This window comes from Oxyplasma meridianum, from assembly GCF_038024865.1.
Lineage (GTDB): Archaea > Thermoplasmatota > Thermoplasmata > Thermoplasmatales > Thermoplasmataceae > Oxyplasma > Oxyplasma meridianum.
On record NZ_CP133772.1, the window covers coordinates 36267 to 62356 of the forward strand.

33 protein-coding genes are annotated in these 26090 nt (G+C 40.4%); 23 read left to right on the plus strand and 10 right to left on the minus strand.

The window, feature by feature from the left end:
* The first annotated feature begins 2 nt into the window (after positions 1-2).
* The 7 genes from OXIME_RS00175 to rsmA are packed head-to-tail and all read left to right on the plus strand — an operon-like array spanning position 3 to position 3458.
* Positions 3-260, plus strand: a complete 258-nt coding sequence (locus OXIME_RS00175; protein WP_393971477.1) for a 50S ribosomal protein L37ae — start codon at positions 3-5, stop codon at positions 258-260.
* On the plus strand, positions 253-384 hold the full coding sequence (locus OXIME_RS00180; RefSeq protein ID WP_393971478.1) for a DNA-directed RNA polymerase subunit P: 132 nt from the start codon (positions 253-255) through the stop codon (positions 382-384). Before OXIME_RS00175 ends, OXIME_RS00180 begins: the two co-directional genes overlap by 8 nt.
* Before the next feature lie 4 nt (positions 385-388).
* A complete protein-coding gene (locus OXIME_RS00185; protein WP_393971479.1) occupies positions 389-1552 on the plus strand; it encodes a tRNA pseudouridine(54/55) synthase Pus10 in 1164 nt (387 codons plus the stop codon).
* The gene (locus OXIME_RS00190) at positions 1553-1849 is read left to right on the plus strand and encodes a 50S ribosomal protein L21e (RefSeq protein ID WP_393971480.1); all 297 of its coding nucleotides are present in this window, start codon (positions 1553-1555) and stop codon (positions 1847-1849) included.
* A gap of 6 nt (positions 1850-1855) precedes the next feature.
* On the plus strand, positions 1856-2161 hold the full coding sequence (locus OXIME_RS00195; protein WP_393971481.1) for a hypothetical protein: 306 nt from the start codon (positions 1856-1858) through the stop codon (positions 2159-2161).
* A 17-nt stretch (positions 2162-2178) separates the two neighbouring features.
* The gene (locus tag OXIME_RS00200; RefSeq protein ID WP_393971482.1) at positions 2179-2727 is read left to right on the plus strand and encodes a DUF655 domain-containing protein; all 549 of its coding nucleotides are present in this window, start codon (positions 2179-2181) and stop codon (positions 2725-2727) included.
* Positions 2724-3458: a 16S rRNA (adenine(1518)-N(6)/adenine(1519)-N(6))-dimethyltransferase RsmA gene (gene rsmA, locus OXIME_RS00205; RefSeq protein WP_393971483.1), complete on the plus strand. Its 735-nt coding sequence runs from the start codon at positions 2724-2726 to the stop codon at positions 3456-3458. The genes OXIME_RS00200 and rsmA overlap by 4 nt, the downstream gene beginning before the upstream one ends.
* Here the strand turns inward: rsmA and OXIME_RS00210 are convergent.
* Positions 3451-4269: an SPFH domain-containing protein gene (locus OXIME_RS00210; RefSeq protein WP_393971484.1), complete on the minus strand. Its 819-nt coding sequence runs from the start codon at positions 4267-4269 to the stop codon at positions 3451-3453. The genes rsmA and OXIME_RS00210 overlap by 8 nt on opposite strands.
* Positions 4270-4560: 291 nt before the next feature.
* Between OXIME_RS00210 and OXIME_RS00215 the strand changes: the two genes are divergently transcribed.
* Positions 4561-5088, plus strand: coding sequence for a methylated-DNA--[protein]-cysteine S-methyltransferase (locus OXIME_RS00215; RefSeq protein WP_393971485.1), 528 nt, complete (start codon positions 4561-4563; stop codon positions 5086-5088).
* A gap of 161 nt (positions 5089-5249) precedes the next feature.
* Positions 5250-5894 carry a phosphoribosyltransferase gene (locus OXIME_RS00220; RefSeq protein WP_393971486.1) on the plus strand — a complete coding sequence of 215 codons (645 nt, stop codon included), beginning with the start codon at positions 5250-5252 and terminating at the stop codon, positions 5892-5894.
* 3 nt (positions 5895-5897) lie between these two features.
* On the opposite strand, the gene OXIME_RS00225 is transcribed toward OXIME_RS00220, so the two are convergent.
* Positions 5898-6833, minus strand: a complete 936-nt coding sequence (locus OXIME_RS00225; protein WP_393971487.1) for a carbamate kinase — start codon at positions 6831-6833, stop codon at positions 5898-5900.
* Positions 6834-6977: 144 nt separating this feature from the next.
* Between OXIME_RS00225 and OXIME_RS00230 the strand changes: the two genes are divergently transcribed.
* Complete coding sequence (locus OXIME_RS00230; protein ID WP_393971488.1) at positions 6978-7793, plus strand: MqnA/MqnD/SBP family protein; 816 nt, start codon at positions 6978-6980, stop codon at positions 7791-7793.
* A gap of 13 nt (positions 7794-7806) precedes the next feature.
* On the opposite strand, the gene OXIME_RS00235 is transcribed toward OXIME_RS00230, so the two are convergent.
* On the minus strand, positions 7807-8403 hold the full coding sequence (locus tag OXIME_RS00235; RefSeq protein ID WP_393971489.1) for a hypothetical protein: 597 nt from the start codon (positions 8401-8403) through the stop codon (positions 7807-7809).
* A gap of 180 nt (positions 8404-8583) precedes the next feature.
* On the opposite strand from OXIME_RS00235, the gene OXIME_RS00240 reads away from it, so the two are divergent.
* The gene (locus OXIME_RS00240) at positions 8584-9102 is read left to right on the plus strand and encodes a hypothetical protein (protein WP_393971490.1); all 519 of its coding nucleotides are present in this window, start codon (positions 8584-8586) and stop codon (positions 9100-9102) included.
* 2 nt (positions 9103-9104) lie between these two features.
* On the opposite strand, the gene OXIME_RS00245 is transcribed toward OXIME_RS00240, so the two are convergent.
* Positions 9105-10478: an acetyl ornithine aminotransferase family protein gene (locus tag OXIME_RS00245; RefSeq protein WP_393971491.1), complete on the minus strand. Its 1374-nt coding sequence runs from the start codon at positions 10476-10478 to the stop codon at positions 9105-9107.
* Positions 10479-10602: 124 nt separating this feature from the next.
* On the opposite strand from OXIME_RS00245, the gene OXIME_RS00250 reads away from it, so the two are divergent.
* The 8 genes from OXIME_RS00250 to OXIME_RS00285 all read left to right on the plus strand — a co-directional run bounded on the left by OXIME_RS00250 (position 10603) and on the right by OXIME_RS00285 (position 16137).
* Positions 10603-11592: a VIT1/CCC1 family protein gene (locus OXIME_RS00250; protein ID WP_393971492.1), complete on the plus strand. Its 990-nt coding sequence runs from the start codon at positions 10603-10605 to the stop codon at positions 11590-11592.
* A gap of 47 nt (positions 11593-11639) precedes the next feature.
* The gene (locus OXIME_RS00255; RefSeq protein WP_393971493.1) at positions 11640-12416 is read left to right on the plus strand and encodes an ABC transporter ATP-binding protein; all 777 of its coding nucleotides are present in this window, start codon (positions 11640-11642) and stop codon (positions 12414-12416) included.
* A 6-nt stretch (positions 12417-12422) separates the two neighbouring features.
* A complete protein-coding gene (locus tag OXIME_RS00260; RefSeq protein WP_393971494.1) occupies positions 12423-14036 on the plus strand; it encodes a hypothetical protein in 1614 nt (537 codons plus the stop codon).
* 193 nt (positions 14037-14229) lie between these two features.
* Positions 14230-14682, plus strand: a complete 453-nt coding sequence (locus tag OXIME_RS00265) for a 30S ribosomal protein S19e (RefSeq protein WP_393971495.1) — start codon at positions 14230-14232, stop codon at positions 14680-14682.
* 10 nt (positions 14683-14692) lie between these two features.
* Entirely contained in the window at positions 14693-15043 is a 351-nt protein-coding gene (locus OXIME_RS00270) for a DNA-binding protein (RefSeq protein WP_393971496.1), read from the plus strand.
* Positions 15040-15195, plus strand: a complete 156-nt coding sequence (locus tag OXIME_RS00275; RefSeq protein WP_393971497.1) for a 50S ribosomal protein L39e — start codon at positions 15040-15042, stop codon at positions 15193-15195. Before OXIME_RS00270 ends, OXIME_RS00275 begins: the two co-directional genes overlap by 4 nt.
* Before the next feature lie 10 nt (positions 15196-15205).
* The gene (locus tag OXIME_RS00280; protein ID WP_393971498.1) at positions 15206-15481 is read left to right on the plus strand and encodes a 50S ribosomal protein L31e; all 276 of its coding nucleotides are present in this window, start codon (positions 15206-15208) and stop codon (positions 15479-15481) included.
* Between the two features lie 2 nt (positions 15482-15483).
* A complete protein-coding gene (locus tag OXIME_RS00285; protein WP_393971499.1) occupies positions 15484-16137 on the plus strand; it encodes a translation initiation factor IF-6 in 654 nt (217 codons plus the stop codon).
* On the opposite strand, the gene pyrE is transcribed toward OXIME_RS00285, so the two are convergent.
* Entirely contained in the window at positions 16138-16635 is a 498-nt protein-coding gene (gene pyrE, locus OXIME_RS00290; RefSeq protein ID WP_393971500.1) for an orotate phosphoribosyltransferase, read from the minus strand. It abuts the gene before it with no gap.
* Positions 16636-16786: 151 nt separating this feature from the next.
* Here pyrE and ftsZ point away from each other — a divergent pair, with 151 nt between their 5' ends.
* Positions 16787-17932, plus strand: coding sequence for a cell division protein FtsZ (ftsZ, locus tag OXIME_RS00295; protein ID WP_393971501.1), 1146 nt, complete (start codon positions 16787-16789; stop codon positions 17930-17932).
* 40 nt (positions 17933-17972) lie between these two features.
* On the plus strand, positions 17973-18629 hold the full coding sequence (gene pyrF, locus OXIME_RS00300) for an orotidine-5'-phosphate decarboxylase (RefSeq protein ID WP_393971502.1): 657 nt from the start codon (positions 17973-17975) through the stop codon (positions 18627-18629).
* Between the two features lie 18 nt (positions 18630-18647).
* On the opposite strand, the gene OXIME_RS00305 is transcribed toward pyrF, so the two are convergent.
* Together OXIME_RS00305 and OXIME_RS00310 are read right to left on the minus strand one after the other, a co-directional pair.
* The gene (locus OXIME_RS00305) at positions 18648-19589 is read right to left on the minus strand and encodes a cobalamin biosynthesis protein (RefSeq protein WP_393971503.1); all 942 of its coding nucleotides are present in this window, start codon (positions 19587-19589) and stop codon (positions 18648-18650) included.
* Positions 19586-21043 carry a cobyric acid synthase gene (locus OXIME_RS00310; RefSeq protein ID WP_393971504.1) on the minus strand — a complete coding sequence of 486 codons (1458 nt, stop codon included), beginning with the start codon at positions 21041-21043 and terminating at the stop codon, positions 19586-19588. Before OXIME_RS00310 ends, OXIME_RS00305 begins: the two co-directional genes overlap by 4 nt.
* Before the next feature lie 135 nt (positions 21044-21178).
* Here OXIME_RS00310 and OXIME_RS00315 point away from each other — a divergent pair, with 135 nt between their 5' ends.
* Both OXIME_RS00315 and OXIME_RS00320 read left to right on the plus strand, forming a co-directional pair.
* A complete protein-coding gene (locus tag OXIME_RS00315; RefSeq protein WP_393971505.1) occupies positions 21179-21364 on the plus strand; it encodes a DUF1059 domain-containing protein in 186 nt (61 codons plus the stop codon).
* A gap of 122 nt (positions 21365-21486) precedes the next feature.
* The gene (locus OXIME_RS00320) at positions 21487-22464 is read left to right on the plus strand and encodes a PhoU domain-containing protein (protein WP_393971506.1); all 978 of its coding nucleotides are present in this window, start codon (positions 21487-21489) and stop codon (positions 22462-22464) included.
* On the opposite strand, the gene OXIME_RS00325 is transcribed toward OXIME_RS00320, so the two are convergent.
* The 3 genes from OXIME_RS00325 to OXIME_RS00335 all read right to left on the minus strand — a co-directional run bounded on the left by OXIME_RS00325 (position 22461) and on the right by OXIME_RS00335 (position 26018).
* Positions 22461-23282, minus strand: a complete 822-nt coding sequence (locus OXIME_RS00325; protein WP_393971507.1) for an MBL fold metallo-hydrolase — start codon at positions 23280-23282, stop codon at positions 22461-22463. The genes OXIME_RS00320 and OXIME_RS00325 overlap by 4 nt on opposite strands.
* The gene (locus tag OXIME_RS00330; RefSeq protein ID WP_393971508.1) at positions 23269-25170 is read right to left on the minus strand and encodes an AMP-binding protein; all 1902 of its coding nucleotides are present in this window, start codon (positions 25168-25170) and stop codon (positions 23269-23271) included. Before OXIME_RS00330 ends, OXIME_RS00325 begins: the two co-directional genes overlap by 14 nt.
* Before the next feature lie 302 nt (positions 25171-25472).
* Positions 25473-26018 (minus strand): cysteine hydrolase family protein, encoded by a 546-nt coding sequence (locus tag OXIME_RS00335; protein ID WP_393971509.1) that lies wholly within the window; start codon positions 26016-26018, stop codon positions 25473-25475.
* Positions 26019-26090: the final 72 nt, after the last annotated feature.

Below are 26090 nucleotides of genomic sequence, written 5' to 3' on the forward strand. Positions count from 1 at the left end.
AAATGTCAAGACGAACTATAAAAGTTGGAGCAGCAGGTCGTTTCGGTCCCAGATACGGGGTCACAGTAAGGAAAGCCTGGAACGAAATAAACAAGCAAAAAATATTACTTTACACATGCCCGTCCTGCAAGAAAAAGAAAGTCGAAAGGGTTGCATCAGGAATATGGCAATGCAGAAGTTGCAAATATAAATTCGCCGGAGGTTCATATAATCCTGAGTACAGCCAAAAGATTGTAACGGAGATAAGCCAGAATGTATAAATGCATAAGATGTGCAAGACCACTTGAAAAGTCATTCGGAACCGCTGAAATTGAATGCGAATGCGGTTCCCGTGTATTTATCAAGGAAAGGCAGAACATCGAGAAAACAATTATAGCAAGATAATAATTTGAATTCAACAGGTTCTTTTTTTAACGTCTGCATAAGATGCCTGGGGAGGGCATTTGCTATGGAAGGTCATGGCATTACCAATATTCAGAGAGGCGAAGCCATAATAGCTTCTATGGGAAAAAAACTTCCGGAAAACGTAAAAGTAGTCAGTGAAGTGGAATGCTCAATATGCCACGGCATTTTCCTGAATATGGAAAAATATGCCCAAATGTGTATACAGGAATCTTCCGGATTTGAATTCTCAACCCTCCTTGTGGGGTCAGTATTTCAACAGGATGATCTGGATTATGAACGAGAGTTCCAATCCATTTTCGGCGATCATGGGGAATCGATAAAAAAAGAGTTCAACAGGGAATTTGGAAAGTTTCTTTCCACAAGGCTCCAGAAGGAAGTGTCTTTCAACGAACCGGAAATAACATTTCTCATAAACACAAAATACGATAGTGTTAAAATGCAGGTGAAGAGTCTCTTTATCAGTGGTATTTACAAAAAATACAGGCGCGATATACCTCAGACAAGATGGATACATAAAACAGGCAACGGGGATTCAATTGAATCAATAATCGGGTCCAGCCTGACCGAATTTTCAGACTGTAAAAACTACTATCTTCACGGGGCAGGAAGAGAAGACGTGGACGTTAGAATGTTGGGGAATGGAAGAGAATTTGTAATTGAAGCAGAAGATCCAAAAAAAAGAAAAATTGATCTGAAACATCTTCAGAATACGGTTAATAATTCAGGGAAAGGCGTTGAGATAATGGGGCTCTCACTTTCCGACATAAATACGGTGAGAAAAATAAAGGGTGAAAAATACTCAAAAACCTACCATGCGGTAGTCGGTTGCAGTGAATCCCTTGATTGCAGAAAACTGGAGGAATCAATAAAAGAAATGATTGGAAAAGTTATATATCAAAGGACACCATTAAGAGTATCCGGTAGCAGGTCTGATCTTGTAAGAGAGAGGACGGTTCATGATATAAAGCTTATTCGTTGCGATGTTTCATCCGGAGAGGTGGAGATAACAGCAGAATCAGGCACTTATATCAAGGAACTGGTCAATGGTGACAATGGAAGGACTGTTCCGTCTCTTTCATCTGTTTACGGATCCGATCTGAGAGTAATAGAACTGGATGTAGTAAGGATTAACAGGAGTGATGAATAAATGACAAAAATGTCTCACGGCTCAAGAGCCGGTTCCAGAATGAAACTAACCAAGAAACTGAAAGAAAAGGGCATGCCAAATGTAAACAGAATGCTCAACAAATTCGAGATTGGCGATCTTGCAGCAGTCAAGATAGAGCCATCAATTCACAAAGGTATGCCGTATCATGGATTCCATGGACTGACAGGCAGGATAGTTGGAAAACAGGGAGAATGCTATCTCCTATCCTTGAAGATAGGGGGAGTTGAGAAAAAGGCTCTTTCTTCACCTGTGCACCTTAAGAAAATAGAAGGTTAATTTTACATGAAAAAAAGATATGTTTCCATACCTGAGACACTGGAAATACTTTCAAGGAAGGATGCCTCAACAGAATTTGAGAAAGATGCTCTTCAATACGTTGAGGGATTTTCTAAAATAGATGAAAAAGTGGCTGAAAAATCAGTTAGTGAAATAAGAAAACTCGTGGATATCCCAGAAAAAGTCGTTGTCAAACTGATTGATCTGAAACCGGCAAACAAGGAAGAAATTACAACAATTGTCTCTTCATACGGAGTAATAATCTCGGAAAAAGATTTAAATACACTCGTGGACTATTTTAATTCTCTATAGAGACCGAGGTAATGGCTTTGGAAGAATATGCATATATTTTAGATTATTTACCGCAAGGTAGAAGTGAAGATAAGAGTTATCATAAAACCCCATTGGCCTTGGCTGTAGGTGAATCAGAGCTCAAGCTGCTTGAACTTATACCAAAGCCAAATGCATTAATAGTCGTTGGGGAGAGAGTGTACATAGGAAAAAACCCAGAGAAGCGTGATAAGATTCTTTCTGTCAGAAGGCGTATTTCATACTCCGATCTCACAAGTGCTGGTGTCAATGAACTACCTTTTACTCTTGAATTGATCATAAACCAGAAAGAGCAGCTATTCCTTAAATTCTTCAACGAATCCCAACCAATTAACACGAGGAAACATACTCTGGAATTATTGCCGGGTCTCGGAAACAAGACAATGTGGAACATACTGGAAGAAAGGAAAAAAGAACCGTTCAAATCATTCGAAGATCTAACAGAAAGGGTTAAGACGCTTCACAATCCGCAAAAGATGATAGCTAGCAGGATAATTGAAGAACTCCAAGAAAGATATGAAAAATACAAGCTTTTCGTAGCAAAATGACCTCTATAAATCTTTATCCAAAAAAATACGGGCAGGTACTCTTAAAAGACAAAAACATAGCTCTCAAGGAAGTCATCTTACTGGGAGATATCATGGGAAGATCCGTCCTGGAGATCGGACCGGGACCTGGAACTCTTACAGAGATACTTCTTCAAAAAGGTTCTATTGTAAACGCCATAGAACCTGATCACCAATTTTACGAAATTCTTAAACTAAAATTTGATACTCAGTTGAATGGAGGATCACTGAAAATAGAAAAAAATGATTTTCTTGAACTCAGCGGCGGAACCTATGATTTCATAATAGGAAATATTCCATATCATATCTCATCTCCAATACTTTTCCATCTGGAAAAGTTCCACTTCATGAGATCAATTCTGATGGTTCAGCTGGAGTTTGCAAAGCGAATGGTTGCACAGCCTGGGACTGATGAATATTCAAGGCTTTCAATCTCCACGGCTTTAAGGTATAAAGTAAAGCTTGAAAAGGTTGTTAAAAGAGGCAGTTTTTATCCAGTTCCTGAAGTGGATTCTGCCATTGTTTCAATCGAACCAAATCCGGTAAAATGGGAATATCCACCTAATCTTACAAACCAAATTTTAACTGAAATTTTTTCCCAGAGGAGAAAGAAACTGAAAAATATAATAAAAAACCTGCCAGAAGAACTGATGAATAAAAGGGCAGACATTCTAACAATAGAAGATCTGAAAAAAATAATGGAAATCAGCTAGAATCTGTATTTCCCATAGCTTTCTTTATTGTATCTGCAATTCCCATATTGGTCATTGGAGCAAGTCCTGCTGCCGGTGTATTCATAGGAACCATCATCAATGTACCTTTTCCTTCCAGACCGATTTCATATAGTATATTCAGCCATCTAAGCTGGAATGCTGTGGGGTTGTCAGTATACTGGTTAGCCGCTTCAACCATTTTCTGTGCCGCTTCCACTTCAGCCAGTGCAAGAGTAACTCTCGATCTCCTCTCTCTTTCAGCAGAAGCCTGTCTGGACATTGCCTCCTGAAGTGCCTGTGGAACAATCACATCTCTTATCTCAACAGATGATACTTTTATTCCCCAGTGTTCTGTTTTCTCATCTATTATTTCTCTGGCTGATTCTCCTATCTTTTCCCTTTCAGAGAGAATTTCATCGAAAAGAGATTTACCCAGAACTTCCCTCAATGTTGTCTGTGCAGAGAAGTTAGTTGCAGTCGCATAGTTTTCAACATTCAGTGCAGCTTTTTGCGGATCGATGATCTGGAAATACATGATAGCATCCACGTTCAGTGGAACATTATCTCTGGTAAAGGTTGATTCTGTCTTAAACGACACCGCCTGTATCCTGGTGGACATCACTACGGTCATTCTGCTGATTATTGGGGTTACATAAATTATTCCCGGCCCTTTCAGCCCGGTGAATCTACCCAGAGTTAGAACTACACCCCTTTCCCATTCCTTCAGTATGTGTAATCCTGAAAGAAGTATTATTATAACTATAAACAGTATAATAATTAAAAATATCTCTATACCTGATATTGCTGCCATATGATTCATGGTATTGAAATAAGGCTATATAAGAATTTTTTTATTTTATTTTAAGTATATACAGGCTGAAGAACATATTACCTGTGGATGAAGAGGTATTATAGACTTTATGGATTCGCCAGCAATCGTTGAGGCAGAAAGACTTATGCATTTAAGATGCACTCATTCTGACAAACTGGGATGTTTTTGCTTTTTATAAGTCCTGAAAAAGAAGACTTTTCTTCCAAAAAGTTAAATGCTCAGGATATGTCCAAAAAAGGAAATTAAATATAGCAAGGCATTATAAGAATTATGAAAGATTTTAAAGAAGTAAAAACCGTACAGACCGTAAGGTATTCATCTGGAAAAACTAAATTCGGCAACGTTCTCGTAATATTCACTGAACAAGGCATCTGTGGAGTTACCCTGATGGGTTCAAAAGATTCGATTCATAATTATCTTAAAAAGATGTACCCGGATGCAATCATAGAGAAGGATGAAGGCAACCATCAATACATAGGGGGTATAGTAAAGGCAATTGACGGTTCACATCAGGATTTCACTTTTGATATACATGGAACTGAATTCCAGATGAAGGTATGGGATGCAATAAGCAAAATTCCTTACGGTTCAACCATGACTTACAGCCAGATTGCAGAAAAGATTGGCAGACCAAAGGCTGTAAGATCGGTAGCAAATGCATGTGGAAAGAACCCCGTCCCAATCATAATTCCATGTCACAGAGTCATTAGGAAAAGTGGAGATCTGGGGGGATATGGCCTGGGCATACATGTAAAGAAGCAACTCCTTGATCACGAAAAATCTCTAATGGAAATGTAATGTCCGGAAACATGGATCACAAAATCTTAGGAAGATCTCATGCACAACTGAATCAATGTTTCTGACCAATTCCAGAGTGCTTTCAAAATAAAACCACTTTCCACAAACCCTTATAAAATAATATTTAAACTGATGCAACTATACAGAGCAGGTAATAAGTCATGCAATTTAGAGCTAAACTGGTATCTTGGGCTGAGATCGAGAAATGGTGCAGGAACATCGGGAAACAGGTAATTAATTCAGGTTTTATTCCAGAAGCCATAATAGGGCTTTCCAGGGGAGGATTGGTGCCTGCAAGAATGCTTTCGGATAGGTTATGGATTAAGGATCTCTACGCGGTCAAGACAGAGCACTGGGGATTTACTGCTACCAAGGATGGGAAAGCTGTGCTGAAAAGACAGGGAGATCCCAATATTAATGGTAAGAGGGTGCTAGTTCTGGATGATATAACCGATACTGGGGAAAGCATGAAACTTGCATTTGACTATATAAAATCTCTATCACCCGCAGAGATCAGAACTTCCACCATGCTGCACATAACAAGATCAAGCTTCAAGCCTGATTTCTATTCAGAAGAGATTAATGAAGAGAAATGGGCATGGTTCATCTTCCCATGGAATGTTTACGAGGACCTGGATAACCTGATAGGAAGATCAATGGTTGTACCATCTTCTGCTTCTGACATCGAAAATATACTTAAGGATGATTATAACATTTCCTTTGCAGATGTAGATCTGCCAATGCTTTTGAATGATCTTGTAGACAGCGGAAGACTCAAACTTGAAAAAGGGAAGTATTCCAAATAAATCTCAGTTAGGAAGAACAATTGTTCCGGTCTGTTCCATTGAGGCTTTCCTGGAATTTTCAATGGAAGTTATTATGGATCGCTTGCCACCCTTCCTGACAAATTCCATAGCAGCCTTTATTTTTGGGCCCATGCTTCCAGATGCAAAAAATCCTCTGCTATAAAGATCCTGGATCTCATCAAGTTTTATTCTCCCTATCTTCTCCTGGTCTTTGCTTCCGTAGTTTGTATAGGCAAAAGGCACATCGGTAAGTATCATGAAGCTATGTGCATCTATGATGGAGGCAAGAAGGGAAGAGGCCAGATCCTTGTCAATTACTGCATCGACTCCAACAAATTTGCCATTTCTCCTGACTACTGGTATCCCTCCACCTCCCACGGCAATGGGCTGAAAACCGTCTGCAAGAAGTCTTATGATGGAGTTTCTTTCCATTATGTCCATGGGTGCAGGTGATGGAACAAGCCTTCTCCATCCTCTACCCGAGTCTTCTTTCATTGACCACTTCAGATCATTCATGAGAGAATCAGCTTCCTGTTTTTTATAGAAAGGACCTATAGGTTTAGATGGATTTGAAAACGCTGGATCGTCATCTGAAACCACTGTCCGTGTTATAATCACCACAGGTTCCTTTGAATATCCCTGTTGCAATCTTACACTGTCGTAAGCAAGTGACATTATATGGCCAATCAGTCCCATGGACATTGATCCGCAGGCATGAAGGGGCATTGAAGGTACTATGTTCTTGGAATTCTCATTCTGCAAAAGGATGTTTCCTACCTGTGGCCCGTTGCCATGGGTTATGACCACACTATTATCTTCAAGTATTTCCCAGATGCCGTTGAAAGCTTCAACAGCCCTTTCATACTGTGACTGGAAAGAAGGTACATCGCCATTCCTGAGGAGAGCATTCCCTCCAAATGCTATTACAAATTTCTCCATAATTTCACCTGAAAATATGTTATTGCTGCCAGATATAAAAATAAATGCTATAAGGAAATAAAGTCGTTTTCTCTCCATAGGCCCATGTTGTGCATACCTCAAAACATAAAAAAACATATTTCAATGATAAGGGCATATCTTGCTATGAAACTTACAATTGCACATACGCCAGACCCAGACGACTCTTTTATGTTCTACGGTATGCTGGAAAATAAAATAAAATGCAAACACCAGTACACTCAGGTGGTAAAAGATATAGAAACCCTCAATAATGAGGCACCCACTGGTCAGTACGATGTCACTGCAATATCGGCAAACGGTTATGCCATGGTTAACGATAAATACGCCCTTACGACATCAGGTGCAAGCTTTGGCTTGAGCTACGGCCCTATTGTAGTAGCCAAAGGGAATGTGGACCTTAAAAATGCAGTGGTCGCAAGTCCAGGAAAATACACATCTTCATATCTCCTTTACAGAATGTTTGCCCCAATGCCCAGGAAATTCATAGAGGTAAGGTTTGACAAGATTAGCGAAGCAGTTTTAAACGGTGAGGCTGACGCAGGCATTCTCATACATGATGAACAGCTTACATACCAGGACAAGGGTTTAAAAAAGGTATATGATGTCTACAGTGCGTGGAAAGAGTACGCTGGAGATCTGCCAATCCCGCTGGGTTTCAATGCCATTAAGAAATCAATTGGTTCTGAAGCCATAAAAGGTTTCAAAGAAGACTTTGAAAATTCCATAAAATATGGTATGGAACACGAGGATGACGCCGTAAGGTATTCACTGCAATATGCCAGATACAACGATATGGAACTCGAAAGAAAGTTCATAAAAATGTATGTTAATAATCTTACGATAAACTTCGGAGAAGAGGGAAGAAACGCTCTGGATCTATATTATAAGAGATCCTTCGAGATGAATCTTTTGAAATCTTTTAAGATGGAAATAGTCTAAAGTTTCCTTCAGTTTATAATCCCAGGTAAACTACCACTCCCGTTATAACCAGGATAAGTCCTATGAGATAATCCGTAAATCTTCCTGGCATATTTTTCAGCCTTTTGGTTCCAGGGAGATTTGAGGTTAACCACACCACCGCAGCAAGTGTAAGGGTTGTTACAGCAATGAAAGTTGTGGTTATATAAGCAGTATCAACACTCCCCAACCTAAAGGAAGCTATGAAAATAGGCAGATATGCCAGGTCAGGAAAAGCACTTACCGCCAGAGCCGATCTGGACATAAGTTCATCATTGCTTTCATTTGCCTCTCTCAATCCGTTTAATATAAAGTATGCTGCAATGATAAACATAAGAAGTATTGATATATCCGTAAGGAGGTGCACAGAAGATTTCAGGACCATTATCCCAACAAGTAGTACTAGAAATGCTACAAGAACTGAGGATCCGGAATGACCCAACCCCAACAGGACGGCAATTCCATATTTAGATTTCCGGCTATAATTTCTCGTTTTCGAAATGATCAGTAAAGGAACCCAGTGATCCGGTGCAATCATATGGAAGATGGCGACGAGTATTGCTGTTGAGATGAGAACTGCGAAGAGGGGCACCCGCGGAGAATCTAATTTACTATAAAAACAGTGGCATATGTTTATGGACCCTTGCAATGCCATTTTACATACTACTCCATGTTCAGGTTCAGTGGAAAATTTAAAACGGTGGGATCTCCCCCCATCCTTATTTATGGGCAAATTTAAAATACAAACTTACGAATAGCCCGTGAAACTCATTTGAACGGCAGCATCTATGAAAGGGAACTGGCAAACCTGCTATCAGGTAAGGCATCCAATATAGAGAAATTTTCAAAGAAACTTCCTCCCGATGCAAACAGAGATTTAAAGTCACTTTTGGAAAGCCCTTTTTATGTTACAAGGGCAGCGGGCTCACTTGGAGCAGATCTCATTGCTGTCAGGCATGATGTCTCCCTAATCATCGAAGTCAAGTCTTCCCAGCATGATGTTATACATTTTGCCGAATCTTCCGGCAAGAGACAGGAACAGGCCGACAGACTTATTGAGAAATGCAGACTTTCAGGTCTTTTCATCACGTATGCCTACAGGTTAAAGAATGCACCAGGGGATTCATGGCGACTGTTTTCAATGCCCGGAGATCCCCTTGGGAGAATGAAATACGTTTACAACATACTTCCAAGGGCAGATGAAACAAAAAAGGGAAGTTATATGCTGAAATGGGAAAAAGGCCTTCCACTCAGCAAATTTATTGGTTATATGAATTTTAAGATTGAATAAGGTTAGAGTGACTGTTTTATTGCCTTATCCAGGGCATCTATTCCCATATCAATCTCACTCTGTTTTATGTTCAGCGGAGGTATGAGCCTAACCGCGCTGGTTCCAGTGGAAAGAGTTATAAGTCCATTTTCAAAAGCTTTGTATTCCACTTTGTCTCTTAGCTTTACATCCGGTTCTCTTGTTTTCTGGTCCTTTACAAAGTCAATTGCCACCATGAGCCCAATACCCCTTACATCACCTATTGAACTGTATTTGTCCTTAAGTTCAAGGAGCCTTTTCTTGAAATAAATTCCCTGATTTACAACATTATCCAGAATTTTCTCCTTTTTCATGGTCTCAATTGTTGCAGTTGCTGCTACACTTGCTAAGACATTTCCTCCGAATGTATTGCTGTGAAGTCCCGATTCTGGGAAATCCAGTCTTGAGTTTATCACCACAGCTCCCATGGGTATTCCAGATGCAACGGCTTTTGCTATGGTGATAACTTCAGGTTCAACTCCGAAATGTTCAGAGGCAAAATACTTTCCAGTTCTCCCCATTCCACTCTGCACCTCATCCATTATTACCAGAATATTATTCTCATCTGCAAGCTTCCTGAGATCCTTATGGAAGTTCTTTGGGGGAACTATATAACCTCCTTCTCCCTGTATTGGTTCAACAAGAAAAGCTGCAACATTTTCAGGTGGTGCATACGTTTTCAGCACATATTTTTCTATGAAATCAAGAGTTCTGTTTACAAGCTCATCAGGGTGTTCATAACCGTCAATTCCGAATGCATTTCTGAATGGATTTGGGTAAGGTACATGGTGAACACCAGGCATAGTGGGAAAGAAACCCTTCTGCTGGATGGCCTTGGAAGCTGTCATTGAGAGGGCTCCCTGTGTCCTTCCATGGAATCCTCCGATAAAACTTATGAATTGCTGCTTCTTTGTAAATATCTTGGCTATCTTTATTGCTGCTTCATTGCTCTCTGCTCCACTGTTTGAGAAGAACACTTTCTTTTTGAATGTTCCGGGGGTTATTGACTCTATAGATCTTGCGGCGTCAACCTGCTCCTTGTAATAAAAGTCAGTGCCGGCAAAATGCCAAAGTTTATGGATCTGTTCCTCAACCTTTGCTGTTACATAGGGATGGATATGCCCAAGATTAGTTACGCTTATTCCACTGGCAAAATCCAGAAAAACGTTTCCATCTGCGTCTTCCACGAATGATCCTCTGCCCCTTTTTGCAACCAGTGGCAGAGACTTTGTGCTTGTAACCAGAAATTCAGAGTCTGAATCAATAATTTTTTTTGCCTCCGGCCCAGGTGGCATGATTCTTATCTTTATACTGTCTAGATTCTGTTCCTTATTGTTTGAAACTTTTTCCTCCATCATAACTATCATCTACAAATATGCCTAAGAAATATATATCTTATTGAAAGCAAAACGAAAGATTATTACGATTTTCGTATTTACAGAATGATAGGCTTTTATACTGATTTATTAATTCCGATTTAACATGGCTGAAAGTCCAGACTTAAGTGATCAGGTGGTCTTCTATAGAAATGAGATCACTGACATGATATTTTACGATAAACTTTCAAGGAGGGTGAAAGATGACAGTTTCAGAAATTCCCTTATACGTCTTTCTGAGACTGAGAAAAGCCATTCCAATTTCTGGAAACAGCGCCTTGAAAAATCTGGAATAAAGGTGGATGAAATAAGGCCAAAATTTGGGAGAATAAGGGGACTCCTTGTGATAAGGCGACTCATTGGGAATTACCTCTCAATCAAGCTTTTGGAGCACAGCGAAATAGATTCAATACTTCAATACAATAAATTTCTGGAGGACAACAGAAGCGACGCAGAGATTTCAAACCCGCTGCAAAAAATAATTTTGGACGAGATAGAACATGAGGAGGTTTTCTCAAAGAAGGCTGGTGACGAAGATATTCTCATACAGAAAAACAGGGACCTCATATACGGTATGAGTGACGGCCTGGTGGAAGTGCTGGCTTCACTGGCTGGTCTGTCAGGGATAATATCCGATCACTTTTACATAGCACTTGGAGGAACCGTTGTGGGGATAGGTGGTGCAATAAGTATGGCACTTGGAGCCTATCTTTCGCAGAAGTCAGAATCAGAGTACAAGATAAATGAACTGACCAAGAAATCAATACTTGAGAGAAAGATCAGATACGGAAAAAAGATGGAACAATACAAGGGCGAATCTAAAAAATCAGCTCTGAATGTTGGCATGTCATACGTATTGGGGGCAGTCATTCCCATAATTCCTTTTATTTTTCTCCCAAGAATTGAGGCGCTTATTGTTGCTGTTATACTTGTGGCGGCTAGCCAGGGTTTCTCCAACATGATTGTTGCCATTACAATGGGGCTCAGGATTCTAAGAACATCCATGCAGGCAATGTCTCTTTCTCTGATAGCAGCAGCTGCAACATTCTCTGTGAGTTATTTTTTCCATATATTCTTCCATATAACATTGATCTGAATCAAGACAGGCTAAAAGTATATTTACTGTTCTGATTATAAACTGCCATGTCCGGTCCAATAGTAATCCGGGATCTATACAAAAAATACGCTGATAATTATGCGCTAAACGGACTGGACTTAACAATAGACACAGGGCAGATATATGGAATACTAGGCCCGAACGGGTCCGGAAAGACAACTCTTCTCAGAATTATCTGTTCATTGCTGGAGATGACATCCGGATATGTACGACTTGGGAACCTCAATCCCATGATGGACGGAGAAAAAGTAAAGTCAGCGGTAGGATATGTCCCAGAAACACCCGCGCTTTATGAATCTCTAACTCCTCTTGAATACTTTTCTTTTGTATGCTCAGTCAGGGGGATAGGGGAGGATGTTATGGAAAGAAGGGTAAGGAATCTGGTGGAGGCATTTGGAATAAGCGATAAGGTGGATAATTTCATAGGTTCCCTTTCTTTTGGAACAAAACAGAAAGTTGCAATAATATCTGCAATTTTACATGATCCTGAATATCTCATTCTGGATGAGGGAATGAATGGTCTGGATCCCAGATCAGCAAAGATTCTTAAGGATCTGCTTCAGGACTTTGCTTCCCATGGAAAGACTGTTATATTTTCAACTCACATACTTGAAGTTGCGGAGAGTGTATGCAACAGAATATCCATACTTTTCAACGGAAAAATAGTGATAGAAGGGACAATGGAAGATATGAGATCAGAGATGGGGCAAAAGCAGTCGAATCTCGAGGACATCTTTCTAAAACTCACTGGAGATGAGGATCTGAAACCTGTTATTGAGACATTAAAAAGGACGCTGAGGTAGTGAAAAGTGAAGAGTCCCAAGACATTTATTGGAAAGCGCATAATGATCGAGCAGAGATACCTCGCCATTAAAAATTCCAACAGATTTAATAAAAGATTCAGAAAGGGTGGAGAGGAGGCGACATCATACCTTTCCCAAAGTATTAAAATATCATATCTGGCCAGTTCTGTTTCTTTCATCATATTTTCCACAATTCTTTCAGAACCATATTTCGGATCAGGAGGGTCAATGAGGGGTCTTTCAAACCTCACATTCCTCCTCTATGTTTATCTCATGATGATCAGCATATACAGTTCTCTGATATTTTTCAATACAATCAAGACAAACAATCTGCTTGAACCCTTGAGTTCGCTTCCAATCAGGTCAGGTTATGGAGTTTTATGGAGTTCATGGTTCAGATACACAGGTTCAGCCTCAATATTTGTGATCATACCTCCTCTTGTTCTATTTTACTCCAAATTTGGTTCAATAACCGGAATTGTATTTGGAATAACCTGGGCATTTATTATAACATTATTTGGTTTTCTTGCGGGATCCACCATCTCAGTCTTTGTAAGTTCTCATTTCAATGAAAAAAGGAGGTCATTTTCAAATTCAATCAGAGGTATCTTGAGGATCTTAGTGGTAATATCTATTTTTCTATTTTTTGAAATAAGCGTATACCTTCCAAAGGACATTCCATTCGTAATCCCATCCCTTTCAGGGCCGGAATCCTACTTTGTATTCTTTGCCAATATACCTTACCTTGTCTATGGCCATTATTTTTACGCTTCACAGTACATATACGGAATTCTGACCACTTTTTTATACGCCTTTTTAACTTATATTTTTTATAAGAAAGTAGGCCCTATTATCTACAATGATCTTAACACAACAATTTCAAAACTTTCGACAGGTTTTGAAAAGAAAGAGTTTCATTTCCCGGCATATGGATTCTACAGATCGCTGATCATGAAGGAATTCAGGACAATATTCCGTAAGTCCCAGAATCTTGTACTTTTCTTCATACCTGTATTTTTCATACTCCCCACTCTCATATCAGTACTTTTCTATGGAGATATACAGAGTGTTAGCTTCAGTTCAGTTTATTATTCACTTATCTCAGTGGTGGTGGTATGTTCGTCCTTCTATTCTCTCGTAATGGTTATCTCAGAAGGTAGTGGAATTGATGTTTTAAAATCCCTTCCTATAAAAACCGGGCAGATAATATTCGCAAAAAATATCGTGGGGCTAACTGTGTTCATTTTTATCGTCGTACCAATAACTGTTGTATTACTTTTTTATTCAGGTTCTCCTCTTTACCTCTATTTTATCATTATATTAGACCTTCTGTCAGCATATATATTCTCCTCACTGTTCAATATGCGTCGCCTGTACAGAAAAATTCCAGATGGATCCAGTACTGTGAACTTCTATTCTTTTGGCGGAAATATGGGACTGGCAATTCTTTTTGCATTCACTATAATACTCATCATGCTGCCTGTTGCAATATCAATAGCAGGAACTTACGAACTTTTTGGATCCTATATGGGGCATCCGGTTGTGTTTTACTCAATAAACGGTTCTGTTAATTTTGTGGGTCTCCTCATGGCAGCAAGAACTGTCAGTATAACTCCATAGGTAGTTTCAGAAAGGCACCTTCAATCCTTTCGGACGTGGAGGCAATCAGAAATATAATAAAATCCTCCGTTATGCCATTTCCACCACAAAGGCAGCAGGAGAATCGGGATAAAATCCACTAACTTTTGAACATGTCGGCTTTGCATAAATCTTATAAATGCTTTATAAATAAACCTTGCACTCGTGATGATAAATGGTAGATGTTAAAAAAGTACCAACAGATGTCCTGCTTAAAAATCTTGCAGAAGGCTTCAAGAACAACAAGAAAATTAAGTTGCCAGAATGGGTTGAATTCGCAAAGGCTGGCATACACAAGGAAAAGGCATGGGAACAGCCTGACTGGTATTACACAAGGCTAGCTTCAACTCTCAGGAAGGTTTTCATAAAGGGGCCGATTGGAATTTCAAAATTGAGCGAAGAATACGGTGGGAGAGTTGACAGAGGGTCCAAGAGATACCATCCAGCCAAAGGAAGCAGATCCATTGTGAGACATATGCTTCAGACACTTGAAGAACTGGGACTGGTTAAGAAGGTAAAAGAAGGAAGAATCATTTCTCCAGAAGGCAACTCTCTTCTAGACAAAATTTCAAAGGAAACACTGACCATGCTTTCCGAAAAAGACAAAACCTTTGAAAAATTCCTGTAAGTGAGATGAAATGGATAGTGATGATGAACTAGAAGAATTAAGAAGAAAGAAATTAGAGGAAATGCAGGGCAACCTTTCCTCACAGAGAAGCAGGGAAGAGGAGGTCCGTGCACAGCAGGAAGCAGAAAGGGCAAGAAAACAGCAGATACTGAGGCAGATACTTGCACCTGATGCACGGGAAAGATTGGCCAATGTAAGGCTAGTAAGGCCTGATCTTGCAGAGAACGTTGAAAATCAGCTTGTATCCCTTGCTGGAATGGGAAGGATAAACAGGTTGCTCACGGATAAGGACATAAGAGACATATTGGGAAAATTTCAGGAAAACAAAAGGGAAACAAAGATAGAGAGGAGAAGTAAATGAGCAGAAACAAAGAGCTTGGTCGAAAGATAAGATTAATGAAGAAGATAAAGGAAAACCGAAGGGTTCCGGGATGGGTAATGATCAAAACCGCAAGAAAGGTAACCCAGAACCCCAAGAGAAGAAACTGGAGAAGAGGGGGACTTAAACTTTAGGTGATATATCATGGTTGAGAATCAGGATCAGGTTAGCAGTGAAATAATGATGACAATACCGCTCAGGAAAGCCAGACTGGTTAGGATGGACAGAAGAGCTGATACTGCAATTCAGATTATAATTGAACACGTGGCAAAACACGCAAAGACAACAAGGGAAAAAATATGGGTTGATAACAGGGTTAATGAAATGATATGGTCACGTGGAAGAAAAAAGGTTCCGTCCTCCCTTCAACTCAAGATTATAAAATTACAGGAGGGCACAACAGAGGTCCTTTTGCCATAATTATGATTAAAAAAATATCAATTCTTCGAAGCAATTTTATCGGAGTTTATTCAAGGGTCTGGGAGGATATAGCTTTCCTTCCATTCAATGCGGAAGATTTTGTGGAAAAGGATTTTGAGGATATTCTCGGGGTTGAAACAAGAAAGATTCTTATAAATAACAGCCCCTTGATCGGCACAATGATGGTTCTTAACTCCAACGGCATCATTATTGGCAAGAACGACTTTGACGACGGTTCAACAATGACGGTGGGTGATAGGAATTTCCTCTCACTTAAGGATAAGATGAATGCAGTGGGAAACGATATCCTGGCCAACGATCATGGAGCAATGGTTCATAAAAGCTTTACCGCAGCAGCGGTCAAAAAAATCTCAGATACGTTGGGTGTTGAGGTTATCAAAGGTACTATTGGAGATATAAAAACAGTGGGAAGTTCGGCAGTTTTAACACAGAAGGGTCTTCTCACCACTCCCGAAGTATCAGATGATGAAATAAAATTTCTGTCAAATTTCTTCAAGGTTCCTGCCAAATCGGGAACAGCAAATTTCGGGAACCTCTACGTAGGTTCATCAATTGTTGCAAACAGCAAAGGAGTCCTTGTGGGAGAAGATACAACACCTATAGAAATCGGCAGGATTGACGACATACTGTCATGATCAGAGTATTTCTGATATCTTAACCATGGATATCAGTTCAATGCCATTTTCTTTTAGCATATCCCATGCACCCTCTTCCCTGTCAACCACACATATTGATCTTTCAACTACAGCCCCGGCATCCCTAAGTGTCTGTGCAGCTTTTAGAACAGATCCTCCCGTAGTCACCACATCTTCCAGTAGATCTATAATCTCTCCAGGTTTGAATGTTCCAATCAACAGCTTTTTTGTCCCATGGCTTCTCTCCTTTCTTATTATAACATATCTTTTACCAGTTTCCAGAGCGGTTGCAACTGTGAGGGGAACAGCGCCCAGTTCCATTCCGCCTATAATTTCAGATTTTATAAGTGAGGCGAACTTTGCTGCGATTTCAGCAAGAATTGCAGGGTCAGTTGCTGATTCCTTTATGTCAACGTAATACTTTGATTTCTTTCCAGAAGTAAGTGTGAAGTCTCCTGTCTTTATGGCTCCGCACTTAAGCAATGTATCCTTTATCATTGCCGTTTTATGCCAAAAGTGTATAAATAATATCTGAGTCCGACATTGATGGACATAATTTTCTATAATAAGCATCTTTTTAAGACAGCATTGTTCATTAACTCCACTATGGAAAAAAAATATATATTAGCAATGATATCTTATCAGACATATGGGGAACGAAATTGATCTTTTGTTTAAGACGGCAATGGATGACGAAATCAACGAAAACAGCAACAGTAAAGTAATGGGTGAATACAGTTCACCTGAAGATCTTGAAATAGCTGAAATAGCCCATGCGCTTCGCGTCAGGATTAAGATAATAGGTTGTGGAGGAGGAGGTTCCAACACAATTAACAGGATGTCGAGAATCGGAATAGACGGCGCGGATTTAATGGCCATAAACACTGACGCTGCTCATCTTCTGACTATAAAATCAAAGGGTAAACTTCTAATCGGCAAGAGACGCACTGGAGGAAGAGGGACTGGAGCCTCACCCATAGTTGGTGAAGAGGCGGCTATGGAAGACCTCCCAAGAATTCAGAACATGGTGGCAAAGAACGATATAACCTTCGTTACCTGCGGACTTGGGGGTGGAACAGGCACAGGATCCGCTCCCATAATTGCAAAATGTGCCAAAGACGCAGGTTCACTTGTAATCTCCGTTGTAACACTTCCATTCAGTGCAGAGGGTAGCCTCAGGATGGAGAATGCCCTTCGGGGATTGGAAAAGGTATCGCAGTATTCTGACACTGTCATAGCCATACCAAACGACAAACTTCTGAAAGAGGTCCCAAAGAGACCAATAGAAGAGGCGTTCGGTTACGCAGATTCTGTACTTTCAGAAGCCATAAAGGGCATAACAGAACTCATAACGAAAACAGGAATAATAAACCTTGATTACGCAGATATAAAGACAATTATGAAGGACGGAGGGGTAGCCATGATAGGGATCGGTACCTCCAACGGTGGGCAGGATCGTGTTCTGCAGGCAGTTAATGATGCCATAAAGTCACCTCTAGTAGAAGCTGATATATCTGAGGCAAGAAACTGTCTAATAAGAGTGATTGGCGGACCAAACATGACAGTCAGCGAGGCTGAAACCGCAGTGAGCGAGATACAGAAGAAGATCGACCAGGATGCCAGGATAATATGGGGTGCCAATGTGAACGAAAACATGGGGGATGAGATCAAGGTCCTGGTGCTCATAACAGGTGTGAAATCACCCTACATGATTTCTGGAAAGACACAGGCTAGAAATCTTGGGAAGATGTTCAGCCCCTACTCAAGCGAAGACGGGCTGGATATGGTATCCTGATTCCACAATCTTTTTTATGCTTCAATAACATAACATACAGATGACTGATAACTCCCGGCTGATTGTTGCCCTGGATCTGAAAGTCCCGGATAAGGCCATGGAACTTGCCAGGGAAATTCACAGGGAAATATTTGCCATTAAAATAAACTGGCCTCTTCTGATGGTTGCTGGAGTTGGAATCATCAGGGAACTATCTTCATACGGGAGGGTGATCTGTGATCTCAAGATAGCGGATATACCAAATACAAATTCTCTCATAACATCAAACGTCAAGGAAAACGGAGGATGGGGGATAATAACCCACGCATTCACCGGTTCCGATTCATTAGCTGCTGTAATTGAGGCTGCTGGTGAGATGAAGGTGTTTGCCGTTGTTTCTATGTCTCATCCCGGATCAGACCAGTTCATAAACTCAGTGAGCATGGATCTTCTTGAAATGGCGATGAAGGAAAAAATCAGCGGAGTTATTGCACCAGGCAATGATCTGGTAATGCTGAGAAGAATAAGAAATGCTGGCAAAGGACTCATGATTCTATCCCCCGGCATAGGTGTCCAGGGTGGAAATCCGGCAGATGCCATAAGAAACGGATCCGACTATGTAATCGCAGGACGGTCCATATATAATTCGGAAGACCCCCTCGGTGAAGTTCGCAGGATCAACAGTGCTGTATCATCTGTGATCCATAGATCATCCTAGTTTTTTAGGGTTTAACATTCAAAGGTGTGCAAGGTATAGAAGAACCATAACTGGAACAACGAATACTATAAGAAAAACATAGAATGAGAGGTAATAGATTTTCAACGCCCTTTTAATGTCTCCTGAAGTGGCTTCATAACCAGTTTCATTTATTATATATGAACCTCTTTTTTCAATTCGTAAATTGAGAGCACTGGAATAGGCCCCAATTGGCCAGCCATTGTTTGCGCTGTCAACTATCCATGCAACCTTCCTTGAAGATACGCCCTGAACCCTGTAGTTCAGCATTTCTGAACTGAAGAATATTATAAATGACCCTATTCTTGCAGGTATGTAATTCACCAGCGTCTTTGTGATGGCAGTCCATTTCCCGAATTCTCGGTTTCTTCTGTTCTTGAATCCAACAAGGCTGTCAAGAACATTGACTACTCTGGTGAACAGGGCTCCAATGATGCCGAAGATTGCAAAAAACATGAGTGGGGTGAAAACATCATCCACTATTCCCTTTGATATATACTCAATAGTTGTTGAGGCCACCTCTGAATCTTTCAGATTGGAAGTATCTCTTCTAACCAGCCTTGATAGGTATATTCTGGATTCATCCAGGCTGCCATCGTCCAGGGATCTTATGATGGGCTTTACGTCCTCGCCCATTACTGTTATGGAAAAAGAGCTTTTAAGCACGATAATTGCAGCCACGACATAGATAACTGAAAACAGGCTCAGAACTTTTAGAACTGCCAGAACCGGAGTAAGGCAGAGTGCAGAAAGAAAGATTAGGTAAATGAAACCTGCTGCTGCTTTGTTCTTCCAGACTCTGAAGAACTGATCAAAGAATGCACCTATCTTCCTTATTACAACATTTGGATGGATATAGCTCCTGGGTTCCCCGAAGAGGAAATCCAACAGCAGTGATCCAACCAGGACGGACAGGCTAATTTCAAGTGAATTCAAAGTCATTTTACAAGTCTCTCTATGTAACTCATATCCATGTTTTCAATAAAAGAATTTGTGATGATATCTACCCTTCTCATAAGTTCTTCACTGTAGTTCACATCAGGAACTTTTTCGCCGGTTATGTAATGAATAAAATCCCTGTTTTCAAAAATTCCATGAACATTGGTTCCAATAATCTTTCCGTCTGGGGACACAGCCCCTTCCCTCCTGCCGCCTATATTGAGAAGATGCAGTTTTTCATTTGAAAAAACAGTTCCATAATGTATCTCATAACCTTTTCCTTTTGGAGAACCGGGAATTCCCCAATATTCCAGATAATATTCAACTGAATCCACTATTTTTTCCCTTGAATATTCCGTAGTAAGGTCAAGGAAACCAAGCCCCTCAATTCTTCCACTCCTTATCTGATTCTTCTCTGGATCTGAAATGATCTTTCCAAGCATCTGGTATCCTCCGCATATACCCACTATTGTTACCCCTCTTTTCCTGGCAAAATTCAATTTTTCTACGATTCCGGAATCAATTATGTATTTCAGATCACTTTCCACATTTTTTGATCCAGGGAGGATTATAGTTTCTGCAATGTCCAGATCATTTATATTGGATGCCGAAACATTGTGATATCCAAGCCCGTATATGATGAAGGGATCAGTATCGCTGTAATTTTCCATCTTTGGATACCTTATAAGGCAGATCTTACGGTTTTCAAGCTTATTACAATCATAGTCCTGTGAATCTTCTCCTGGAAGAAAAACGCCATCAACGTATGGAAGTATACCTAGCACAGGAATCCCTGTCATTCTCTCTATTTTCTCAATACCATCATTAAGGAGACTCTTTGAACCTCTCATCTTATTAATGACCATGCCTTTCACAAGATCTGATCTGGGCATGATCTCCATTGTACCAAATAGTGAAGCAAAAACGCCACCTCTCTCAATATCTCCCACAAGTATTGCAGGTGTATTGTATATGGTGGATACATATATGTTGGCAACATCTCTGTCCATCAGGTTTATTTCCGCAGGTGAACCTGCCCCCTCAGCCACTACCACATCGAACCGGTCACACAGAAAATCAAGGGAATCTTTCACAACTTTTTTTCCATTCCCAACGAGATATCTGTAATATTCGTCTATTGACATGACTCCCATGCTTTTTCCGTTTACAATGACCTGAGAACCATTTTTTCCCTCAGGTTTAAGCAGTATGGCACTCATCTCTTTTAATGGCGGTGTGGATGCCGCAAAGGCCTGAAGCCACTGAGATCTTGGTATCTCATAGCCCCCTTCTATTGCAACTGAGTTTAGAGACATGTTCATGGATTTGAAAGGTGCAACCCGATAACCCTTTCTGCTAAGAAATCTGCATATTGCCAGGGTTACAGTGGATTTTCCTGCGTTGGAAGATGTTCCAAGCACCTGTATCACACTTTTTCCGGTAACTGGATCTTTCATTTCAAATCTTACAGAAAATATGTATGCAGCATATCTAAATTTTTATGGTCATAAAGAGAACAGTGACAAATTTCGCATGGGTCCACGATGGTAAGGTTTAAGTTGATCTTATTTATTGTATATTGTTGATGAACAATGGCAAGTTATCATTTCAAATGTAAGGATATAGGCATGGACTGTGATTTTGTAACCTCGTCAAAAAGCAATGACGATCTCTTTATGAAAATATCTGATCACGCAAAGGCGGCACATAATATTCAGGAAGTTTCTCCGGAACTCAAGCAGAAGATCACAGGCGTCATAAGAAAGAAGCTCTTCTAATTCTTTGAATAAGAGGGATGGGGGATATCCTCCCACAAACAAGTTATGAAATAATAATTCTTTATAGAAAACCTATTTTTTTAAAACAATAAATAAAATATATATTATTTGCCTTTTGAATTATGGTGACAGTAACAAGAAAAGTGCAGCAGACTGGAGGATCAACATTTATAGTATCCCTCCCGACCAAGTGGGCTAAAGAGAATGGACTCAAAAGAGGGTCTGAACTTGTACTTGAGGAAGAAGATGGAAACCTAATCATTCGCGGCAAATCTTTTGAACACAGAGAAATTGTCAAAACAATAAATATTGAAGACGAGGTAAAGGATGGGAATCTGCTGCAGAGAACCATGACTTCATTTTATATCTCCAATTTTAAAACACTGATCATAAGGACCAAGGGACATATGAAACCGGATCTCAGGGAAGAGATAAGAAGATTTTCCAAGGTTGTTATGGGCGTTGAGATATTCGAGGAGTCCGCTAACACAATAGTTCTTCAGAATGTACTGGATTCATCCACATTTCCTCTTAACAATTCGGTGAGAAGGATGTCCCTGAATGTAGAAACAATGCTTGCCGACGTCATAGAAGGGATAAGGAAGAAGGACCAGGAACTGCTTGAAAGCATAGAAAAAAGGGACGATGATGTTGACAGGTACCAGTGGTACATATACAGAGAGGTGATCAAGGAGGGGGGGTCAGATACAAACAGAACTTTTTCCCTCATACTTTCCAGGATACTTGAAAGGATAGCAGATCATGCTGTAAACCTTTCAAAAATATGGAAGGTTGCTGCAGCGAATGTGGAAGATGGAATAGAGGGAATAACCCGTTTCCTTGGGACTGTACAGGCAATGTACATGGATGCAATAACCGCCTTCTATTCAAGAACCTATGCAAATCTTAATAGCATAATTAACAGGAAGGACGAGGTTCTGAAATTGAGAAGTGATCTGCTCATGGACAGATCAATAAAGGACATTTATACAAAGGCAGCAACCCTGGAAGAAATATCAAGAATTGGCCTATACGCCACTGATATCGCAGAACTCGCCATGGATCTTATTCTCTCGGAACAGGACAGTATAAAGATCTAGATGTCCACAGGTATAACTTCCGGCCTTGAAACGCTTCCAGTAATTCGCCCGGCTGGTATATTCACATCATGGTTGAAAATACATACATAATTTTCTCTTATGGCTTTATCAATGATCTTCTTCTTCATCTTGAGGGTCTCCAGAGGAAAAGTGTCAATTGCCGTTATGTAGTTTGGCCTGATATGGAAGGCCGTGGGTATGAGATCTCCAGGGTACATTATTTTTAATGCCCCGTCTTCAACGAAAATAACCTGATGTCCTGAAGTGTGCCCACCAGTTCTGAGTACTCTTATGCCTCTCTTAATATTTCTGCTCCCCTCAATAAGAGAGAGGTACCTGCTGTCAGACCTGTTCATTGTCATTCCATAACTGGATCTAGTTATCTCGTTTGTATTTCTCAAATTATGGATCTCTTCTTTCTGTGCCACTATTCTTGCATTTTGAAAATGTCTCTTTCCATTTTCCATGGAGACGGAGTGGCCAGCATGATCAAAGTGCAAATGTGAATGAATTATGAAGTCAACTTTTTCAGGAGAGGAGAATTTACCCACCTGTTGAGGAAGATCTGATTCTTTGGTGAACTGGAAAATTTCAGCCTTCTTTGGATCAAAGTTGTTTCCGATTCCAGAATCTATGAGGAATGAATACCTTCTCCCCATGAAAAATGGGATGTTCAGTGCCAGCTTCACTCTTTCCATTGTATTGAGAGAAAAATGCCTGTTCCAGATGGATTTTGGCACAGTTCCGAAAAATGCTCCAGGATCAAGGGAAAAAGAACCGTCAGAAAGAATTTTAATATCAAATTCAGGCGATTCCATTTTTTGTACCTCTAAACTCTGCAGCTTTTTCTTTGATCTGTTCTATAACAGATTTATCCTCAATATTGCTTATATCGCCAGGATCCTGTCCAAGAAACGTTGTACGGAGAACCCGCCTGAGTATTTTGCCGTTTTTGGTTTTCGGAAGGTTCTGAAGATTTATTATGTATTTCGGAGAAAAAGACTTGCCCAAGCTCTTCTCAACCTGACGCTTTATAAGTGTGATGGTATCATCTCCCTCTTTGCCTGTATAAAAAACGACAATGGCTTCACCTTTTACCGCATCGGGAATACCTATCACAGCAGCTTCACTTGCATCCGGAACCTTGAGAACTGAATCTTCCACTTCGTTGGGTCCAATCCTCTTTCCTGAGGTCTTAATAACTTCATCAGCCCTGCCGTACAGATAGAAATAGCCCTCCTCATCCATCTCTGCCCAGTCACCCTGATTCCATAGGCCTGGGTATTTTGACCAGTAACTTTGAAGGTATCTTTCAGGCTGATTCCAGATGCCCCTGGTCATGGATGGGGTATGTTCTCTGGCTACAAGGTAACCTATGCGGTCAATTATCTCATTTCCACCTTCGTCCAATACAGAAACATTCATGCCAAGCCCCCGGTAAAGGCATCTGGGTTTAAGTGGAATAGCTGGAGTTGAGGCAAGGAAACACCCCATAATGTCTGTTCCACCTGACACATTTGCAATTGGGACTTTTCCAGATCCAAGCACCTTGAAAAGGTATGACCAGCTTTCCTCGTCCCATGGCTCTCCCGTGGAACCAAACACTCTGATGCCTTTCAGTTCTCTGGATATACCTTTGAACTTGTAATTTCTTATCAACGTTGGAGAAACGCCGAGAAGAGTAATCCCGTTTCCGTCTATCAGATCCCATAGCCTGTCAGGGTTGGGGAAGTCAATTGCACCGTCATAGAGGAATATTGACGATCCCAGACAGTTTGATCCTATTATGGCCCATGGACCCATCATCCATCCCAGATCTGTGATCCAGAAAAGAGTATCACCCGGAATCAGGTCCATATAGTACTTGACTTCCTTTGTAACATTAACCAGTGTTCCTCCGTGGACATGTACCGTCCCCTTAGGTTTACCTGTCGTTCCAGAGGTATACAGCATTATTGCAGGGTCCTCACTGTCAGTGTGTACAGAACCTGTATAATTTCCACTTTCAAGAAGTGCCGCAAAGGAGACCTCACCTTCTTTCAGATCTGCCGGTTCTGAAATTATAAGCTTTACATTTTTGACAGATCTGGCAGTATCTGCCATTGGTATCTCCTTACCTTTTCTCATATAGCTTTCTGAGGTGAAAAGATATTCAATCCCTGCATCATCAATCCTGGTCTGAAGTGCATCCTTTCCATAGCCTGAGAATATGGGAACAGAAACTGCCCCTATTCTCATTATGGCATAGAAAGCAATCACACAATCCGGATTTAATGGCATGTATATACCTACCCTGTCACCTTTCCTTACACCTAGATCAAGGAGGCTTCCGGCAAGTTTTCCGGTAAGTTCATCCATTTCCTTAAAAGTTATATGCCGTTTTCTCCCCTTTTCATCTTCAAACTTTATGGCATATCCTTCATTGTTCTTCCATTTTTCAACAGTGTTATAAACAATGTTCACTGAACCTCCAGTGAACCACTTTGTCCACTCCCTCCCTCCGGAATCATCAAAAACACTTTTATAATTTTTAAAGAATACTATATTCAATTCTTTAACCATTGCATCCCAGAATTCTTTGCGGTTGGTGTCAGCCCAGTCGTAAAGTTCCTTTACAGTACTGAATCCATACCTCTTCATAAGATGGTTGATATTGGTATTTTCAACAGTATCTTTTGAAGGCATATAGGAATAGTTGCCATCCATAATCTCAATATATTGTAAACATACTTAATTTTTTTAGAAGTGTTTGGAATTCACACAGGGGTTTAGAAAAATATGAAATCCATCAACAATGGCAACAGACTCCATTGGAGGTTATCATCTTTCCGATGCTTAAACGGCATGTGTGTAAATCAAATCCCATAACACTGTAATCAGGAAAGTTAACTATATTCATAACGAGAGAGGGCAATTAATCCTGGGGTTATCCAAAGTAATGCGGTGTCTGCCTGGCATTCTGTCTTGAAAGATTGGAAATATGAAATATTTATTAATAAGCAGACCCCTTATGCCGTCACATCAAGAATTTTCTTCTCTGCGTCTGTTGCAGTCATAACTTCACCAAACCATTCTGAAATTATGCTGTTTGTGTTTGAAATAAGCTGTTCAGGTTCCAAATCACCCCTCTTCCAGGTTGTGTGGCAGTCAGAGAGGAGAACAACTTTGTATCCATGCGAAAAACCCGATCTGCAGGTAGTGTCAACACACAACTCTGACTGAATCCCACATATTATAATGCGTTTCACATCCATGCTTTTCAGAATGAGATCAAGGTCAGTGTTGAAAAAGGAATCTGGAGTGTCCTTGTGAACAACCGGTTCAGACTCACCGGAAAGAATCTCATCTCTCAGGTGCCAACCTTCAGAGTTTGGTTCGAAGGAACTCCCGGGCGGGCCTGAGTGTTGAACAAGAACTACGGGTATCTCCTTTTCTCTGGCCTTTCCTGCAAAATCGGCAATTCTTGAAACAACCTCCTCACCACTGAAGACTGGATCTTCCGGAGGGAACATGGCTTTCTGTACATCAACTATAACCAGTGCTGTTTGGGGCATAACAGACCATTCGCAATTGTTTTATCTAGTTTTCCTGGGTTAGGGTAAAAATTTAATTTCAATTAAAATTAT